The sequence below is a fragment of the Planotetraspora mira genome (assembly GCF_016863275.1).
In the GTDB taxonomy this organism is placed as follows: Bacteria; Actinomycetota; Actinomycetes; order Streptosporangiales; family Streptosporangiaceae; genus Planotetraspora; species Planotetraspora mira.
The window spans coordinates 235136-252677 of the sequence record NZ_BOOO01000019.1; the positions used below are offsets into that span (position 1 = coordinate 235136).

13 protein-coding genes are annotated in these 17542 nt (G+C 70.5%); 10 read left to right on the forward strand and 3 right to left on the reverse strand.

What is annotated here, in order from left to right; translation table 11 throughout:
• Positions 1–7 precede the first annotated feature (7 nt).
• Positions 8–916: a serine/threonine-protein kinase gene (locus Pmi06nite_RS19100; RefSeq protein WP_203954397.1), complete on the reverse strand. Its 909-nt coding sequence runs from the start codon at positions 914–916 to the stop codon at positions 8–10.
• A 218-nt stretch (positions 917–1134) separates the two neighbouring features.
• Between Pmi06nite_RS19100 and Pmi06nite_RS19105 the strand changes: the two genes are divergently transcribed.
• Both Pmi06nite_RS19105 and Pmi06nite_RS19110 read left to right on the forward strand, forming a co-directional pair.
• Positions 1135–1812: a DUF4352 domain-containing protein gene (locus Pmi06nite_RS19105; RefSeq protein WP_203954398.1), complete on the forward strand. Its 678-nt coding sequence runs from the start codon at positions 1135–1137 to the stop codon at positions 1810–1812.
• A gap of 184 nt (positions 1813–1996) precedes the next feature.
• Entirely contained in the window at positions 1997–2977 is a 981-nt protein-coding gene (locus Pmi06nite_RS19110; protein WP_203954399.1) for an acetylxylan esterase, read from the forward strand.
• Positions 2978–3090: 113 nt separating this feature from the next.
• Here Pmi06nite_RS19110 and Pmi06nite_RS19115 read toward each other — a convergent pair whose 3' ends face one another.
• Complete coding sequence (locus tag Pmi06nite_RS19115; RefSeq protein ID WP_203954400.1) at positions 3091–6351, reverse strand: amidase family protein; 3261 nt, start codon at positions 6349–6351, stop codon at positions 3091–3093.
• A gap of 181 nt (positions 6352–6532) precedes the next feature.
• On the opposite strand from Pmi06nite_RS19115, the gene Pmi06nite_RS19120 reads away from it, so the two are divergent.
• From Pmi06nite_RS19120 to Pmi06nite_RS19155, 8 genes are all read left to right on the forward strand, one after another.
• A complete protein-coding gene (locus Pmi06nite_RS19120; RefSeq protein WP_203954401.1) occupies positions 6533–7117 on the forward strand; it encodes a TetR/AcrR family transcriptional regulator in 585 nt (194 codons plus the stop codon).
• 103 nt (positions 7118–7220) lie between these two features.
• Positions 7221–8180: an SDR family NAD(P)-dependent oxidoreductase gene (locus tag Pmi06nite_RS19125; protein WP_203954402.1), complete on the forward strand. Its 960-nt coding sequence runs from the start codon at positions 7221–7223 to the stop codon at positions 8178–8180.
• 486 nt (positions 8181–8666) lie between these two features.
• Positions 8667–10013, forward strand: a complete 1347-nt coding sequence (locus tag Pmi06nite_RS19130; protein WP_203954403.1) for a purine-cytosine permease family protein — start codon at positions 8667–8669, stop codon at positions 10011–10013.
• 11 nt (positions 10014–10024) lie between these two features.
• Positions 10025–11581 (forward strand): hydantoinase/oxoprolinase N-terminal domain-containing protein, encoded by a 1557-nt coding sequence (locus Pmi06nite_RS19135; RefSeq protein WP_203954404.1) that lies wholly within the window; start codon positions 10025–10027, stop codon positions 11579–11581.
• Entirely contained in the window at positions 11574–12662 is a 1089-nt protein-coding gene (locus Pmi06nite_RS19140; protein WP_203954405.1) for an S-methyl thiohydantoin desulfurase family protein, read from the forward strand. The genes Pmi06nite_RS19135 and Pmi06nite_RS19140 overlap by 8 nt, the downstream gene beginning before the upstream one ends.
• Positions 12659–13762, forward strand: coding sequence for an S-methyl thiohydantoin desulfurase family protein (locus tag Pmi06nite_RS19145; protein WP_239114016.1), 1104 nt, complete (start codon positions 12659–12661; stop codon positions 13760–13762). The genes Pmi06nite_RS19140 and Pmi06nite_RS19145 overlap by 4 nt, the downstream gene beginning before the upstream one ends.
• A gap of 4 nt (positions 13763–13766) precedes the next feature.
• Positions 13767–14834 carry a DUF917 domain-containing protein gene (locus tag Pmi06nite_RS19150; protein ID WP_203954407.1) on the forward strand — a complete coding sequence of 356 codons (1068 nt, stop codon included), beginning with the start codon at positions 13767–13769 and terminating at the stop codon, positions 14832–14834.
• Positions 14831–16378, forward strand: a complete 1548-nt coding sequence (locus tag Pmi06nite_RS19155) for a helix-turn-helix domain-containing protein (protein ID WP_203954408.1) — start codon at positions 14831–14833, stop codon at positions 16376–16378. The genes Pmi06nite_RS19150 and Pmi06nite_RS19155 overlap by 4 nt, the downstream gene beginning before the upstream one ends.
• Here Pmi06nite_RS19155 and Pmi06nite_RS19160 read toward each other — a convergent pair.
• On the reverse strand, positions 16372–17490 hold the full coding sequence (locus Pmi06nite_RS19160; RefSeq protein ID WP_203954409.1) for a DUF418 domain-containing protein: 1119 nt from the start codon (positions 17488–17490) through the stop codon (positions 16372–16374). The genes Pmi06nite_RS19155 and Pmi06nite_RS19160 overlap by 7 nt on opposite strands.
• Positions 17491–17542 lie beyond the last annotated feature (52 nt).

The window sequence follows — 17542 nt, forward strand, 5'->3', positions numbered from 1 at the left end:
CGGGATGTCAGAGGTGGACGAACCCCTGGCTCCGGGCGAGCACCGCCGCATAGAGCTGGGTCGGAGCGACGGCCTGATCGACCACCCCGGGCAGCGGAGGAAGGTCCCGGGCGAGCGGGAGAAGCCGGTGCACGACTTCCTCTGCGGCCTGCGGGCGCTTCGCCGGTTCCTTCTCCAGTAGCTCCATGATCAATCGGTCGAGTTCGTACGGCATGGCCGGATCCATGTCGACCGGTGAGACCGGCTCGCTGTACAGGTGTCCCCTGACTTCGACGGCGATCGTGGGGGCCTCGAACACCCTTTGCCCGATGGCCATCTCGTAGAGGAGGCAGCCCACGCCGTACAGGTCGGTCAGTGCGTCGGCCCTCCCCTCGGTGACGTTTTCCGGGGCCATGTAGCGGTCGGTGCCGAGCCGGTCCATAGAGCGTGTGATCTTCGAGAAGTCGGTTGAGTTCAGCACCGTGGACAGCCCGAAATCGAGCACGACCAGGCTGCCGTCACGGCAGAGCATGAGGTTGCCGGGCTTGAGATCACGGTGAATGAGCTGCTGCGCGTGGGTGGCGGACAGGACCGCGCAGAGTTGCGCCCCGATCATCGCGACCCAGGGAATCGGCAGCGGCCGGTGCATGTCGAGCACATGGGCGACGGACCAGCCGTCGATGTACTCCATGACCAGGAACAGCCCGTCGGCGTCCTCACCGAAGTCGTACACCGTCGGCACACCGGGATGACGGAGCAACGCCATGAGCCTGGCCTCGCGCCGGAAGCGGCGGATCGTCTCCTCAGAGAGACGATCCCGGCGGATCCGTTTGACGGCCACCCGCCGGTTCAGGCGGATGTCGGTCCCCTCCCACAGGTCGCCCATCCCTCCACGCGTGATCGGCTGGAGCAGCTGATAGCGCTCGGCGACCTGCACCGTTCCTCCCAGGGGCCCGGAGAACACCCGCGCACGCGGACAGCCGGATCATAACCACCCCACGCTCACCCGAGATGTGAACATCAAACCGCGATACCAGTCAACACAAGTTCATGTTTGTGCGTTGAGTTCACAGACACTAGTGTGCTCCATCGAGACAGACCGCATTGGGGCGCGATGCCCCTTGCGCTCCCCTTCCCTCACTGTGGAGCTCCCCCATGAACGACAACCCCCAGAACCAGGCCCCGTACGGCTACCCTCAGCCGCAGCCGTACCCGCAGACCGTGATCGTGCAGAAGAAGGGCGGCGGCTGCTTCAAGGCGATGCTGATCGGCGCCGCCGTACTCGTGGGGCTGGTCGTTCTCGGCATGCTCGTGAACGGTGGCGGCTCCGACTCCGGCGCCTCCGGCAGCGGTCCCGATGCGACGTCGGTGGCCGCGCCCGAGCAGGAGACCTCCAAGGAGGAGGCCCCGCAGGAGGAAGCGGAGAAGCCGAAGGTGGCCGGCATCGGTGACGTGGTCAAGGACGGCAAGTTCTCCTTCAAAATCACCAAGGTCGAGAAGGGACTGTCCAAGGTCGGTCAGGGTTATACGGCCTCCAAGGCTCAGGGGCAGTACGTGCTGGTCCACGTGACCGTGAAGAACATCGGCGACGAGGCCCAGATGTTCAGCGACTCGGAGCAGAAGCTCATCGACACCAAGGACCGCGAGTACGACGCCGACTCCGGCGCCGCCATCTGGCTGGAGGACTCCAACGGGTTCCTGAAGAACATCAACCCCGGCAACACGGTCAAGGGCTTCGTACTGTTCGACGTGCCCAAGAACTTCAAGCTCAAGGCCATCAAGCTGCACGACTCGATGTTCTCCGGCGGCGTCACCGTGTCCCTCGCGGGATGACCGCCGGCCAGTCGGCGCCGCGGTGACTCCTCGGCCGGTTCGAGCCCGGTCACTACTCACGGAAGATCGCATACCGGTTGCGGTCTTCGACCGGTCGCATTTCGCGGTGAGTTTCCGAGGGGATGGCGCTCGAACCAACCGATGGGGTGAAATGTCCGGACACCTGTGACGCTTGGAGATCGCTGTGCCGCTGTTCGACCTTCCCCTTGAAGAGCTCCGTGACTACCTCCCCGCGCGTGACGAACCCGCCGACTTCGACGCCTTCTGGTCCAGGACCCTCGCTGAGGCCGCCGAGCACGACCTGTCCCCCACGTTCACGCCCTACGACATCCCTCTCACCGCCGTCGACGTCTACGACACCGACTTCGCCGGCTGGGGTGGCGACCGGGTGAACGCCTGGTTCCTGGTCCCGCGCGGCGCGCAGGGTCCGCTGCCGTGCGTGGTGAAGTACATCGGCTACAGCGGGGGGCGGGGCTTCGCGCACGATCACCTGACCTGGCCGTCGGCCGGCTACGCCACGCTCGTGGTCGACACCCGCGGCCAGGGCGCGGCGCACGTGCAGAACCCGGGCAGCACCGCCGACCCGCACGCGGGCGGCCCCCCGCATGCGCCGGGCATGATGACCAGGGGCGTCCTCGACCCCGACACCTACTACTACCGGCGGGTCTTCACCGACGCGACGCGCGCCGTCGACGTGGCGGCCGGGCATCCCGCGGTCGACGCCGGGGCGATCGTGGTGACGGGTGCCAGCCAGGGCGGAGGCATCGCCCAGGCGGTCGCCGCGCTACGGCCCGGCGTGCGGGCCGCACTGATCGACGTGCCGTTCCTCACTCACTTCCGCAGAGCCGTGGAGATCACGGGCCGCGACCCCTACCAGGAACTCGTTCGCTTCCTCGCCTCCCAGCGCGGCACGCCTGAGCAGGTGTTCCGCACGCTTTCGTACTTCGACGGCCTCAACTTCGCCTCCCGGGGCCAGGTCCCCGCGCTGTACTCGGTGGCGCTGATGGACGACATCTGCCCGCCGTCCACGGTGTTCGGCGCCTACAACCACTGGCGGGGACCGAAGGAGATCAGCGTCTGGCCGTGGAACAACCACGAGGGCGGCGGCCCCTTCCAGGTGGAGGAGCAGTTGCGCTACCTGCACAAGCTCCTGGCCGACCGCTGAGTCCTCGGAGTACGGCTCGGCGTTCTCGCGGAGTAGCCCTGCGCGGGATCGCCGGCCGCCACGACGCGAAGGGCCCGCGCCGGTCGACGGCGCGGGCCCTCCTTGGGTGACGGTCAGTGGCGGGGACGGGACTGGAGGAGACGGTCACCGGGGTTGCACAGCTCCCCGGTGAAGAACGTGCTGCCGGGCACGCACCGCCACATGCTCGGATTGGTGTAGCTGGGGGCGAGGCGGACGTTCGTCGCCTGCTCCAGGGCGTAACCGTCGGCGAGGAGGGTCGCCTCGCTGAAGGCCGTGCCGACGAGGGTGACGCCGATCGGGTTGTGGCCTGCGGAGCTGGCGGTGGCGCCGTACCCAGCGGGGATCGTCAGCGCCGGATAGCCCGCTCGGTCGGCGTACCCGACGAGAGCACTGCCGCTCGGCGCCATGACGGCGTCGAAGTCGTCCGACGTGTCGCCGGGCGTTCCGTTGGTGAGGATGCCGTCGATCAGCGCCCGGGTGGACGTCTTGCCCGCCTCCAGGTCGGCCTCGTACGCCGCGCGGGTGGCGGGGTCGGACAGGTCGACGGCCTGGGCGGCGAGTAGCTGACCCTGTTGGTACTTCAGTCCCTCCACGGGGTGGGCCTCGTTGTAGCCGATGACGGCCTGCAGCGACCGGGCTCCGGGACCCCGCCGGATGCCCGACAGGTAGGAGTTCAGGTCGCGCTTGAACTCGCTCGGCACGACACTCGCCGGGTCGGGGGTCGGCGTGCCGATCGTCACCTGGGTGGTCGTGGCGCCGAGCGCCTGCAGTGCCGTCACCGTCGCGGGGTACGGCGCGGCCGTGCCCGCCACGACGGCGATCCTCTTGCCCTGAAGGGCGGTCGTGGACAGACCCGCGGTGTAGTTCCTGACGGGCGCGCCCGCCGTCGCCGGATCGGCCCGGTCGGGACCGGCGATCGCCGTGAGCGCGGTCGCCGCGTCGTACACCGTGCGGGTGATCGGCCCCGGCGCGTCCTGCGATCGGGCGACCGGCAGGACGCCGGTGCGGCTGACCAGGCCGACCGTCGGCTTCAGCCCGACGACGCCTGCCGCGTCGGCAGGAGCCACCAGTTGGGCCGAGTCGGTGGACGTCTCCATTCCGATGGTGAACGCCGCCAGCCCGGAGGCCGTCGCCGCCGCCGAACCGCCGGACGAACCGGCCGGGGTCTTGTCGGTGTCGGACGGCAGGAGCACCTGACCGGCGAGCGAGGAGTACCCCTTCGGCATGTTCGCGTCGAAGACGCCGTTCAGCTCGGAGACGTTCGTCTTGCCGAGGATGATCGCCCCGGCGGCCTTGAGCTTGGCCACGACCGTCGAGTCGCGGCCGGGCTCGAGGTCCTGCAGGGCGATCGAGCCGCCTGTGGTCGCCAGCGAGTCCACGTCGAACCCGTCGTTGAGCAGCACGGGCAGGCCGTACAGAGGCCCGCGCGGCGGCTTGTGCCCCTTCTTGTCCTTCCTGTCCTGGTCTCGCTCCCGGTCGAGGGCGCGGGCCTCCTTGACGGCGTCGGTGTTGATCGTGCGGACCGCCTGGGTGGCCGGCCCCTCGGCGTTCGTCAGCGCGATCCGGTAGAGGTAGGCCTTGACGAGCTCCTCCGAGGTCAGCGTGCCGGCGGCGAGCCGGGCGCCGAGGCTCTGCGCCGACTCCGTCTCCAGCGAGAACGGCAACGGCCTGGGGGCGTTGCCGAGCATCCGCATGATGGTGTCGTAGTCGGGGTTGCAGTGCCCGCGAGCGGCGAAGGGCTCCGCCGGGACCGTCTTCGCGCAGCGGTACATGCTCGGGTTCACCGAACCGGCCGTCTGGCGCAGCCGGGTGGCCTGCTCGATGACGTATCCGACGCCGATCAGGTTGTACTCGTCGTAGGCGTTGCCGTGGACCTGCACGTTGACCGCGCGGCGCGTCGTGGCGGCGTACCCCATGGGGATCGTCATCGAGGGGTAGCCGGCCTGAGGCCCGTTCGGAACGCTGCCGAGGATCGCGATCACGGGGTCGGCGGGCTTGGCCGGGTCGGAATCGGTGTAGGTCATCATGTCGTCGATGGCCTTGTGCCAGGCGGCCTTGCGGATGGGCAGGTTCGCCCGATACGCGATCTCGTTGGCACCACCGGGGGTGATGTCGGCGGCCGCCGCGCTGAGGTGGCTGTTGTTGCCGTATTTCAGTGCTTGCTGGGCGTTGGCCTGGTTGTCGGCCACCTCCTGGACCAGCGACGTGATCGGCGCCTTCGGGCCGAGCCGGTTGTAGTACTCATCGATCGTCTTGTGCTGCTCGTACCCGCTGGGCAGGCTCGGGAGCGTGCCCACGGACACCGTCGGCCGCGGCACCATGATCGCGCCTGCGGCGGTCAGCGCGTCGTACGCGGTCTTGAGCGGGCTGCCGTCGGTGAGCGTGCCGTTGTAGCCGATCTTCTTGCCCTTCACGAAGTCGACGTTCAGGGCCGCCATGTAGTTCGGCAGCTTCGCGGGCGGCGTGGGGATGACGCCGGTGGCGAGGTAGTCGGGTCCGAAGATCGCACGGTACTCCGCGTCGCCGTCCGGATCGGGTCCGGCGATCGAGGCGAGCGTCATCGCCGCGTCCGACACACTGCGGACCATCGGTCCCGCCGTGTCCTGCGACGCGCTGATCGGCGCGATGCCGTACCCCGGCACGAGCCCGACGGTCGGCCGCAGCCCGACGAGGCTCTGCGTGCTCGACGGGCTGATGATCGAGCCCGACGTCTCCGTGCCGATCCCCAATGTGGCCATCGCCGCCGCCATGGCCGCGCCGGTTCCCGACGACGAACCGCTGGGGTTCTGGTCGGCGTCGATGCCGTTGAGCACCTGGCCGGTGAGGTTGCTGAAACCGGACGGCTGGCTGCCGAAGCTGTTGGCGAACTCCGAGAGCCCGACCTTGCCGAGGATCACGACCCCGCGCTCGCGCAGCTTCTTGGTGATGCCCGCGTCCGTCGCCGGATACGAGTCACGCAGCGAGTAGTTGCCGGCCGAGGTGTACATGCCCTTCACATCGACGAGATCCTTCAGAAGGATCGGCAGCCCGTGCGCGGGGCCGAGGACCTGCCCCTTCGCCCGCTGCCGGTCGGCCAGCGCCGCTTCCTTCAGCGCGTCCTCGTTGAGCTGCGTCACGGCGTTGAGGCCTGGTCCGCGCTTGTTCAGTGCCTCGATGCGGTCGATGTACGCCTGGGTGAGCTCGACGGAGGTGAGCCGCCCCTTCGCCATCATGGCCTCGGCCTGGGCGCCGGTGAGCGTTTCCAGGTCGAGTACGGGAGGCCGGCGGGTGTGGGCCGAGGCGGTCGTCGGCGCGAGCGGGATGGCGAGAGAGAGGGTGAGGAGTGCTGCCAGGGTGAAGCGGAGTTTGCGCACCACGTGCTCCTTGAGGGGTGATGCCCGCGACCGTATAGACGATCAGTTACGGCCAGATGTCCGGGATGTTCCCGTCCGGATAGCGAAGATCATGGGTCCGAATCCTGATATGTGACCCGATGGATCATCGTGGCCGCTGACAAATTAGACAAACTTCGGCTTGCTGTCTAATGTGTCAGGAGTGAGCAGTTCGGAGATGGAGAACGACGACCCCAAGCGCGGCGCCGTCCTCACGGCCGCCCTCGGCCTGTTCGGGCGGTACGGGTTCCAGAAGACGTCGATGGAGGAGGTCGCCAAGGCGGCGGGCATCTCCCGGCCGGGCCTCTACCTGCTGTTCCCGAACAAGGAACAGCTGTATCGCGCCACGATGCAGGGCGTCATGGAACGGGCGCAGCAGGCCATGGAAGTATCCTTCGCCGACGAGTCACTGGGCTTCGAGGAGCGGATCGTCACGGCACTGGACGCGCTGATGGGCCAGTACGTCGAGACCCAGGTGGCCAGGGACCTCAGCGAACTGCTGGAGAACAGTGAGCCGCAGCTCGGCTCGATGTTCCATGACTACCAGGAGAAGGCCAGGGCGACCATCAGCGCGCAGGTCGGCTCACTCGCCCCGCCGGGCGTCCTCACCGGGGACCTGGGTGCGGACGACGTCATGGACGTCCTGTTCTCCGCCGCCCTGACCTGGAAGCAGACGGCGGCCACCCGCGCCGAGTTCCGCGACAGGACCAGGCGCGCTGTTCGGCTGATCTGCCGCACCGCGGACTGAGCTCGCCACAAGCCGACCTCACGCCACGAACGACCCCACGCCGCGGGCCGACCTCACACCCCCGCGGCGCTTTCACCGACACATCGACCCACGGAGTACAGCCATGCCCGAAATCACGACCCCCTTCGACGCGAAGTCGACCGCCGCCGAGGTGATCGCCGGTGTCGACCTGACCGGCAAGCGCGCCGTCGTCACCGGCGGCACGTCCGGGATCGGCCTGGAGACCGCCCGCGCGCTGGCCTCAGCGGGCGCGCAGGTGACCCTGCCCGCCCGCGACACCGACGCCGGCGAGCGCGCGGCCGCCGACATCCGATCGGCGACGGGCCGCGACGACGTCCGCGTCGTCCCCCTCGACCTGCTGGAACGTTCCACCATCGACGCGTTCGTCGCCGGTTGGAACGGCCCCCTGCACATCCTGGTCAACAACGCCGGTGTGATGGCCCTGCCCGAGCGGACCACGACCCGGGAAGGCTGGGAAACGCAGTTCGCCACCAACCACCTCGGCCCCGCCGCCCTGACGCTGGGCCTGCATGGAGCGCTCGCCGCCGCGCGGGGTGCCCGGGTCGTCGCCGTCAGCTCCTCCGCCCATCTGATGTCCCCCGTCGTCTTCGACGACATCCACTTCACGTCCCGGCCCTACGAAGCCTGGTCCGCCTATGGCCAGTCGAAGACGGCGACCATCCTGTTCACCGTCGCCATGGCCGGGAGGTGGGCCGCCGACGGCATCACCGCCAACGCGCTCCACCCCGGCGGCATCATGACCAACCTTCAGCGCCATCTGGACGACGCCCAGTTGCGCTACGTGGGCGCGATGGACGAGCAGGGCCGCCTCCTCGACGTGCCTCCGGGCTGGAAGACCCCGCAGGAGGGCGCGGCCACCTCCGTCCTGCTGGCCGCCTCCCCCCACGTCCAGGGAGTGACCGGACGTTACTTCGAGGACTGCAACGAGGCCGTCGTCGTCACCGGAACGGGTGACGGCCTGCGCGGAGTCGCCCCCTACGCGCTCGACGCGGACGGCGCCGACCGCCTCTGGGACGAGACGATCCGGCTCCTCCGGCGCTGAAGCCACCTCGCAGAGGAGATCTCCGCCCAGGTCGGAACGGGCCAGGGTGAGCTCCTGGGCCAGAAGACGGGCGGTGCCCGCGACCGCGTGGACGTCCACCGGCGTCTCGTAGGCCATGCGCCGAGGAACCCGCTGTACTCGAGCAGGACCACCAGGCGGTCCTCGGCGTCGCGGCCGCTCGCCGCTGTTCGTACTCCTCGGCGAGCCGTGCGAATCGTGCGTCGAGGTCGGAAGGTCGATCACGCGTCCGAGGGGTACGTCTCCGGCCCCTGCGGCATGCCGGGCGAGACCTCCGTGCTGTAGAAATGAAGCCCGGCGAACCGAGAGTTCGGCGCGGCACCAGAACCCCCCGCCATCTGTGCACGGTGCACACATACCGGCTCCGGGCTGTGCCGATCGCATCGTGACGAGGACTGGGCCTGTTCCTACGCTCAGGGCACCACCCGCGGCCCGGCCCAGCGCTCTTCGCCCCCCTCGGAGGCAATGATGGCTTCTTCTCTCGGCACCGACGACTACGCGATATCCCGAGTCCCCGCCCGCGCCCGATACTCCTGGGTGTCGGTCGCGGTCCAGCGGTTCGGGCAGATCTCCGCCCTCAGCCAGTTCCTGTTAGGAGCGACCCTCGGCTTCGGGATGAGCTTCTGGAGCGCGTTCTGGGCGATCACGCTCGGCGCGGTCATCCTCGAACTGGTGGCCATCGCGCTGGGCGTCATCGGCATGCGTGAAGGGCTGACGACCTCCATGCTCGCCCGGTGGTGCGGCTTCGGCCAGGCCGGGTCCGCGCTGATCGGCCTGGCCATCGGGATCAGCCTCGTCGGCTGGTTCGGCATCCAGTCCGGGGTGTCGGCAGAGGGTCTGCACCAACTGCTTCCCGGGCTGCCCGTGTGGGCCTGGTCCCTGTTGTTCGGGCTCGCGGTCACGGCCATCGTCGTCAAGGGCTTCCACTCGATGGCGTGGACCGCCTACCTCACCGTGCCCGCGTTCATCCTGCTGGTCGCCTGGTCGGTGGGGAGCGAACTGTCCCATCGCTCGCTGTCCGAACTGGCCGCGGCGGCCCCCGCCGGCCCTTCGCTGTCGCTGCTGCAGGGCACCACGCTGGTCGCCGGCGGGTTCATCGTGGGGGCCGTGATCACTCCGGACATGACCCGGTTCAACCGGTCGGTCGGCGACGTGGTCAAGCAGACCCTGCTGGGGATCACCCTCGGCGAGTACGTGATCGGGCTGGTCGGCGTGCTGCTGGCGCACGCGATCAAGTCGGCGGACATCATCACGATCATCACCTCCACCGTGGGCTGGGTCGGCGTGCTGGTCATCGTCGTCGGAACACTGAAGATCAACGACTGGAACCTGTACTCCTCCGGGCTCGGCCTGGTGAACTTCGTCGGCACGGTCTTCGGCCGGCAGGTCAACCGCGCGGTGGTGACCCTGCTCATCGGCCTGGTCGGCAGCGTGCTGGCCGCGGCGGGCATCCTCAACAGCTTCACCGACTTCCTCACGGTGCTGGGCGTGGCGTTCCCCCCGATCGCAGGCATCATGATCGCCGAATACTTCGTGGTTCGGACCTGGCGGCGCGACCTGGACAGCGGCAAGGCCGCGGACGGAGTCCCGCCCGAGGCGCCCCGCTGGGTGCCGGCGACCCTCGTGATCTGGCTCGTCGCGGGCCTGATCGGGAAGTTCGTGACATGGGGCCTGCCCAGCATCAACTCACTGGTCGTCGCGTTCGTGCTGTACGCCGTCGTGGGCCGGCTCGGCCTGATTCGGGGATACGGCATCGCGCGCACCGAGACGGCGGACGGCCAGACGGCCGCCGCGTCCGCACCCTCGGCCGCCTGAAAGGACCTGTAATGCGGATCGGAATCGACGTCGGCGGGACCAACACCGACGCCGTGCTCATGGACGGGCAGAGCGTCCTGGCCGCGGTCAAGACCGCGACCACGCGTGACGTGACCAGCGGCATCAACACCGCGCTCGCCGAGCTGAAGCGCCAGCGGGCCTTCGACCCACTGGCGGTGAACGCGGTGATGATCGGCACGACGCACTTCATCAACGCGCTGGTCGAGGCCGACCGGCTGGCGCCGACCGCCGCGGTGCGGCTCGGGCTGCCCGCCACCGCGTCGTTGCCGCCCATGGTCGACTGGCCCGATCGGCTGGTGAACGCCATCGCGGGCCGGGCCTACCTCTGCCACGGGGGGCACGAGTTCGACGGGCGTCACATCGCCGAACTGCGCGAGGACGAGATCCTGCGGGTGGCGGAAGAGCTGCACCGGCACGAGATCCGCAGTGTGGCCATCTCGAGTGTGTTCTCCCCGGTCAACGCCGAGTTCGAGCAGCGCGCCGCCGACATCCTCACCGGGCAGCTGCCCGCGATCGCCGTCTCGCTGTCATCGGAGATCGGCCGGATGGGGCTGCTGGAACGGGAGAACGCCACCATCATCAACGCCTCGCTGCGCGAGCTCGCGACCCAGATCGTCGACGGGCTCTCCCAGTCCCTCGAAGGCGCGGGCATCAGCGCACCGCTGTATCTCAGTCAGAACGACGGCACGTTGATGGACGTCGACTTCGCCCGCCGCTACCCGGTCGCCACCTTCGCCTCGGGTCCGACCAACTCGATGCGCGGCGCCGCGTTCCTGTCCGGTGTCGAATCGTGCGCGGTCGTGGACGTGGGCGGCACGACGAGCGACATCGGCGTGCTGCAGCACGGCTTCCCGCGGGAGGCCACCACCGAGGTGAGCGTCGCCGGGATCCGCACCAACTTCCGAATGCCCGACGTGCTCAGCCTCGGCATCGGCGGGGGCAGCCGGATCCGCGGCGACGGCGGGGTGACGGTGGGGCCGGACTCGGTCGGCTACCGCCTCGCCGACGAGGCGCTGGTGTTCGGCGGGGCCACCCTCACCGCCACCGACGTCGCGGTGGCGGCGGGTCGCGCCGTGATCGGCGACCCCGGCCTCGTGAAGGAACTGGACCGGTCGCTGGTGCAGGCGGCGCTGCTCCGGATCGGCCGCGACATCGGCGACGCCATCGAGCGCATCCGCACGTCCCCCGAGCCGCTTCCCGTGGTCGCGGTCGGCGGCGGGTCGATCCTGCTCCCGGACGAGATCGGCGACTCCGGGCCGGTGCACCGGCCCGAGCACTTCGCCGTGGCCAACGCCATCGGCGCCGCCATCGCCCAGATCGGCGGAGAGGTCGACCGGATCTTCCCGGTGGAACCCGGCCAACGGCAGGCGGTGCTGGACGACGCCAAACAGGAGGCGGTCGACAAGGCGATCGCCTCGGGAGCCAAGCCCGGCAGTGTCCGGGTCGTCGAAGTGGACGAGGTGCCCCTGGCGTACCTGCCGGGAAACGCGACCCGGATCCGCGTCAAGGCGGTCGGCGACCTGCAACTGGAGGCGGGTCGTGGCTGAGCGGCTCATCACCGGTCCGGACCTGGACGACATCGCGGTCGGCGCGGCCATTCTCGGCACCGGCGGCGGCGGGGATCCCCACATCGGCCGGTTGCTCGCGCACGCGGCCGTCCGCGCCGACGGCCCGGCCCGGCTCATCCCCCTGGAGGACGTCCCGGACGACGCGGTCGCCGTGGTGGTCGCCATGATGGGCGCACCCACGGTGATGCTGGAGAAGGTGCCCTCGACCGAACAGGCGAAGCTCGCGGTCCAGGCCCTCGCCTCCTATCTGGGCAAGTCCCCCACTCATCTGGTGTGCGCGGAGGCCGGCGGCGTCAACGCCCTCGTGCCGGTCGTCGCCGCCGCCCAGCTGGGGCTCCCCCTGATCGACGCCGACGGCATGGGACGGGCCTTCCCCGAGCTGCAGATGGTGATGCCCACGTTGTACGGCCTCGGCGCCACCCCGATGTCGATCGCCGACGAGAAGGGCAACCGCGGGATCTTCGACACCGTGGACAACCACTGGGCGGAACGGCTCGCCCGCTCCGCCACGATCGACATGGGCTGCTCCGCGATGATCAGCCTCTTCCCGATGACCGGGGCGCAGGCCCGCGAGGCGCTCGTCCCGGGCACCCTGTCCCTCTGCGGCGAACTGGGCCGGCTGGTGCGCGAGGCACGCGCCGCACACCAGGACCCGGTCGCGGCCGTCGTCGACCGGCTGGACGGGGCCGAGCTGTTCAGCGGCAAGGTCGTGGACGTCAGCAGGCGGACCGAGGGCGGATTCGCGCGCGGCGAGGCGACGCTGGAGGGGCTGGACGGCAGGTCCGGCGAGCGGTTCCTCCTGCGATTCCAGAACGAGCACCTCGTCGCCGTCAGGGACGGCGTCGTCGTGGCCACCGTCCCCGACCTGATCTGCGTGCTCGACGCCGAGGTGGGCACCGCCGTCACCACCGAGACGCTCCGGTACGGCCAGCGGGTGCGGGTCATCGCGGCGCCGTGCGACCCCCGATGGCACACCCCCGAAGGACTGGAGCTCGTCGGGCCCCGGTACTTCGGCTACGACCACGACACCGTCCGTGTCGGCTCTGGAGCGCTCACGTGAGCTACACCCTCGAGATTCACGACCTCGCCGACCTGGCCCGGGGGGCGGCGTTGCTCGGCACCGGCGGCGGAGGTGATCCGTACATCGGGAGGCTCCTCGTGGAGCAGGCGCTGCGCGACGGTCCGGGCACGATCACCGTGCTCGACCCCGCCGAACTCGGCGACGACGACATGGTCATCCCGACGGCCCAGATGGGCGCCCCGACGGTGATGGTGGAGAAGATCCCCCGGGGCGACGAGGCCGTCGCGGCGCTGCGGGCGCTGGAGGGACACCTGGGACGCCGGGCCGACGCGACCATGCCGATCGAGTGCGGCGGGATCAACTCGATGATCCCCCTGCTGGTCGCCGCCCGCACGGGCCTGCCCGTCGTGGACGCGGACGGGATGGGCCGCGCCTTCCCCGAACTGCAGATGGAGACCTTCTCCGTGTACGGCGTGCCGGGTTCACCGCTCGCCATCGGCGGCGAGAACGGCGAGACCGTCATCATCGACACCGGCGCCGACAACAAGCGCCTCGAGTGGCTCGCCCGCGGGATCGCCATCCGGCTCGGCGGCGTCGCGCACATCGCCGAGTACGCGATGAGCGGCGCGGACGTGAAGCGGACGGCGGTGCCGAACACACTCAGCCTCGGACTGCGGATCGGGCGCGCCCTGCGCACCGCGCGCGAGGAACACCACGACCCGGTCGCGGCGCTCGCCGACACGATGTCCGGCACCCTCTATGACAAGGTCCGGGTGCTGTTCCGCGGCAAGGTCGTGGACGTCGAGCGGCGTACGGTCGCCGGGTTCGCCCGCGGGAGCGCCACCCTCGCCGCCTTCGAAGGCGACGGCAAACTCGAGCTGATCTTCCAGAACGAGAACCTGGTGGCGCGGGCCGACGGCGAGATCCGGTGCGTGGTCCCCGATCTGATCTGCGTGCTCGAGGCCGATTCGGGCGAGCCGATCACCACCGAGGGGCTCCGGTACGGCCAGCGGGCCGTCGTCGTGGGGATCAGCACCCCGGACCTGATGCGCAGCCCCGAGGCCCTCGCGGTGTTCGGACCTCACGCGTTCGATCTCGACGTGGAGTTCCAGCCGGTGGAGGATCTCGTGTCACTCTGAGTGCATGCCTATCCGCTACCTCGGTGAGCCGGACATCGATCACCTCGCCCGGGGCACCACGCTGCTCGGCTCGGGCGGCGGCGGGCAGACGGACACGGCCGCCCGACTGCTCAGGCGGAGCCTGGCGGGCAGCCGGATCGAGCTGCTGAGCAGCGACGCCGTCCCCGGCGGCCACGTCGTCCCCGTGGGGATCGTCGGGGCGGTGTCGGCGTTCACGGAGAGGCTGCCGTCCGGTGGAGAGTGGGCGCCCGTGCTCGCGACGATCACGGACCGGACGGGGATCAGCCCCGCCGGGCTGATCGCGATCGAGGCGGGCGGGGTGAACGGCATCGTCGTGTTCGTCGCCGCGGTCGAGCTCGGCCTCCCAGTGATCGACGCGGATCTGCAGGGCCGGGCACTGCCGCGGCTGGACCAGATGTCCGTGGCTGCGGTCGGCGAACCGCTCACGCCCCTGGCCATCGGCGACGCCGGCGGCCGGTTGCTCATGCTGGACTCGCTGTCTCCCCAGGCCGCCGAGCGGATCGTCAGGTCCGCGCTCACCGAATTCGGCGGCTGGGCGGCGATCGCGCTGCGCCCGCTGCCCGTGGAGCTGCTGGACCGCCTGACCATCCTCGGCTCGTTCAGCCGCGCCCTGCACCTCGGATCTCGTCATGCGGCCTGGACCCTGAGCGCCGATCCACGCGAGGCGGCCGCGTCACTCGGGGCCCGGATCCTGGTCACCGGCCGCGTCATCGAGGTCGTCCGGCACCGGGCGGCGGCGGGGTTCGGCCGCGGATCCGTGATCATACGAGCCGGCCGTGACGGGACCCTCGTACGGCTGGAGATGGAGAACGAGTACCTGCTCGCTCTCATCGACGGCGAACCCGTCGCGTCCACCCCCGACATCCTGTGCGTCCTCGACAGGACCAGCGGTCTGCCCATCTCCTGCGACACCGTGCGCGGCGGCGCGGAGGTCGTCGCGCTGCACCTTCCCGGCCCGCCGTTCTGGTGGCGGCCGGAGGCCGTGGACATCGTCGCGCCCCGCGCCTTCGGGCTGGACATCGACCCGGTCCCTCTGCGGGGGGCGACATGACGGACGCTCCGCCGACCCTGCGCGAGCTGATCGGCCATCCGCACCTGGCCGCCACGCCGCTGTCCGGAGACGACGACCTCGACCGGCGCGTCACCGGGATCACGCTGATCGACCCGGCCGACACCGGCCTCGTCCAGGCAGGCGAGATCGCGGTGTGCCCGGTGATCCCCGCCGGTTACCTGAGCAGCTGGCGCCTGGACGCCACGATCCGCCGGCTGTACGACCAGCGGGCCGCCGCCCTCGCCGTCCCTCTCGAGGGCCCCGGCGGCGAGACGCTCCTGGACGGCAGCCGCCGCCTCGCACGGCATCTGCACCTGCCGATCCTGGGCATCAGCGGGGCGCCGCTGCGCTGGGCGGGGACCGCCGCCGCGTTCGTGCACTCCCCCGCCGTGGACGCGGCCGATCATCTGCGCCGCGCCCACCGCGCGCTGACCCCCCGCCTGCTCAGCCCCCAGGACGTCGCCCGGGCGCTCACCGGAATCCTGGACCGGCCGGTGGCGGTCCTCGGCCCCGACGGCACACCGATCACCGTGTCCTTCGAGTTGCCGTCCGGCTTCGATCCGCACGCCCCGGTGGCGCAGATCCTCACCGCGGACGGCCACACGACCGTCGCCGTACCCGTGCCGGGAACGCCGAGCGGGACCGCCGACCTGTGGATGGCGGCCGCTCTCGGGCCCGCGCCGTCCGCCTGGGCGCGCGCCGTCCGCGACGTCCTCCAGTTCGCGACGCTCGCCGTCCAGCGGTGGCAGGCCACCCGCCGGGTCGTCCTGGAGCGCGACGCCCGGCTGCGCGCCGGCCTGTTCGGCGATCTCCTCGAGGGCAGGCTGGACAGCGGAGGCACCGCGCACCAGCGCGCGGCCGAAATCGGCTGGCGGCTGGACGGCTGGCATGTGGCCTTCCACATCGCGGCTCTGGGACAGGTCGACCTCCTGGGGCACACCGACGCCGTCGCGGCCGCCATCGCGGCGGAACAGATCGACGTCACCGTGGTGGAACGCGGTGACGGCTGGTCCGCGTGGACGACCAGCAGAGCCGAACCGGACGAGGACACCAGCCGGGACCTGCTCGCCTCCCTTCAGCGGATCCGCCGGCGACTGGCCGGCCGGTTCGACTGCGCGATCGGGGTGGGACGCGGCCATCCCGACACCGGCGGGCTGACCCGGAGCCTCGCCGAGGCGTGGGACGCGGCCAGGCTCGCCCGCGGCCGGCCGCAGACCGGCCGCCTGGTGCACATCGACCGTCTCGGGCTGGCCCAGTTGCTCGTCGCCTGGGCGAGCACCGAGACCTTCGCCCCCACCGCGACCCGGCTGCTCGCCCCTCTGGAGTCACAACCCGGCGAGCTCGTCGCCACGCTGTCGACCTATCTGGACGCCGGAGGATCGGCGGCCGACACCGCGGCGATCCTCGGCGTGCATCGCAACACCGTCGCGGCACGGCTGCACCGGATCGAGGAACTGCTCACCGTCGACCTGAACAACCCGGACGACCGCCTCGCCCTCCACCTGGCCTGCCGGGTCACCCTTGACCGGAACACCGGCTACTGACCGGCGGCGCGGCGCAGGGGCGGCCGGCGTGCCCAGGTGGCCCAGCGCCAGAGCCACTCCAGGGGGCCCTGACGGTATCGGCGCAGCCAGAGGGTGGACCACACCCATTGGGCGGCGAGGATGGCGCCGGCGATCAGGAACACCGTCGGGACGGACCATTCGTCCGGAGGAGCGTCGAGGAACCGGCTGACCGCCAGGACGAGCACGGTGGCGGTCAGGTAGTTGGTCAGCGCCATCCGGCCCAGCGGTGCGAAGACCGTCTCCAGCGCCGGCCGGACCCGCGTCCTGAGCAGGACCAGCAGGGCGCACACGTACACACCCGCGACCAGCAATCCGGCCACGGCCATCGCGCGGGCGGTGTCCTGGCCGGACAGGTCCCCGGTCTGCCACCACAGGGCGGGCGCCGCTCCCGCCGCCAGGACCAGGCCCAGTACGGCCGGCACCCGGGTGGACCGCTCGATCCGGTCGGCCACTCCGTATCGGACGAGCGCCGAGCCCAGCAGGAAGAGCCCGGGGACCAGCGAGAAGGAGCCACCGGTCAGAAGCAGCGACGGCGGGATGAGCACGACGGCGAGGCCGGCCACGGCCCACCGCGGCAGCCAGGTCGAGGGCAGCAGCACCACCAGACCGACGATGGCGTAGACGGTCAGGATGTCGCCCTGCCACAGCAGCACGTGGTGCACCAGTCCGACCCCGAGCAGCACCAGAAGCCGGCGCAGCAGGATCAGGCGCGGACGAGGGGCGCGGCCCGCGGCGGAGCCCAGCAGCAGCGAGAACCCGATGCCGAACAACACGGAGAAGATGGGGAAGAAGCGCTGTGGGACGAGCAGCCCCACCCAGTCCCACTCCGGGTCCGCCGATGAACCCGCCGCGATGACGACCTTGCCGGCGTTGGCTATCGGCTGGATGTTGGCCAGCAGGATCCCGCACAGTGCGAACCCGCGAACCACGTCGAGCGCGGCGATCCGCGGCCGGCCGAGGAAGGGCGTCGCAGAGCTTCTCGGCGCGTCGTCTCGGCCCTGCCTGCGGGCATCTCGGTCATTCGGCTCGGCACTGTCGTGACGTACGGCTCGGCCTGCGGCTTTCAGCACGGGGAGGTTTTCAGGTGACATGGGCCTCATCCTGCGGATCCGGCCCGTCGCCGGCATCGGCTCAAAGCACGGT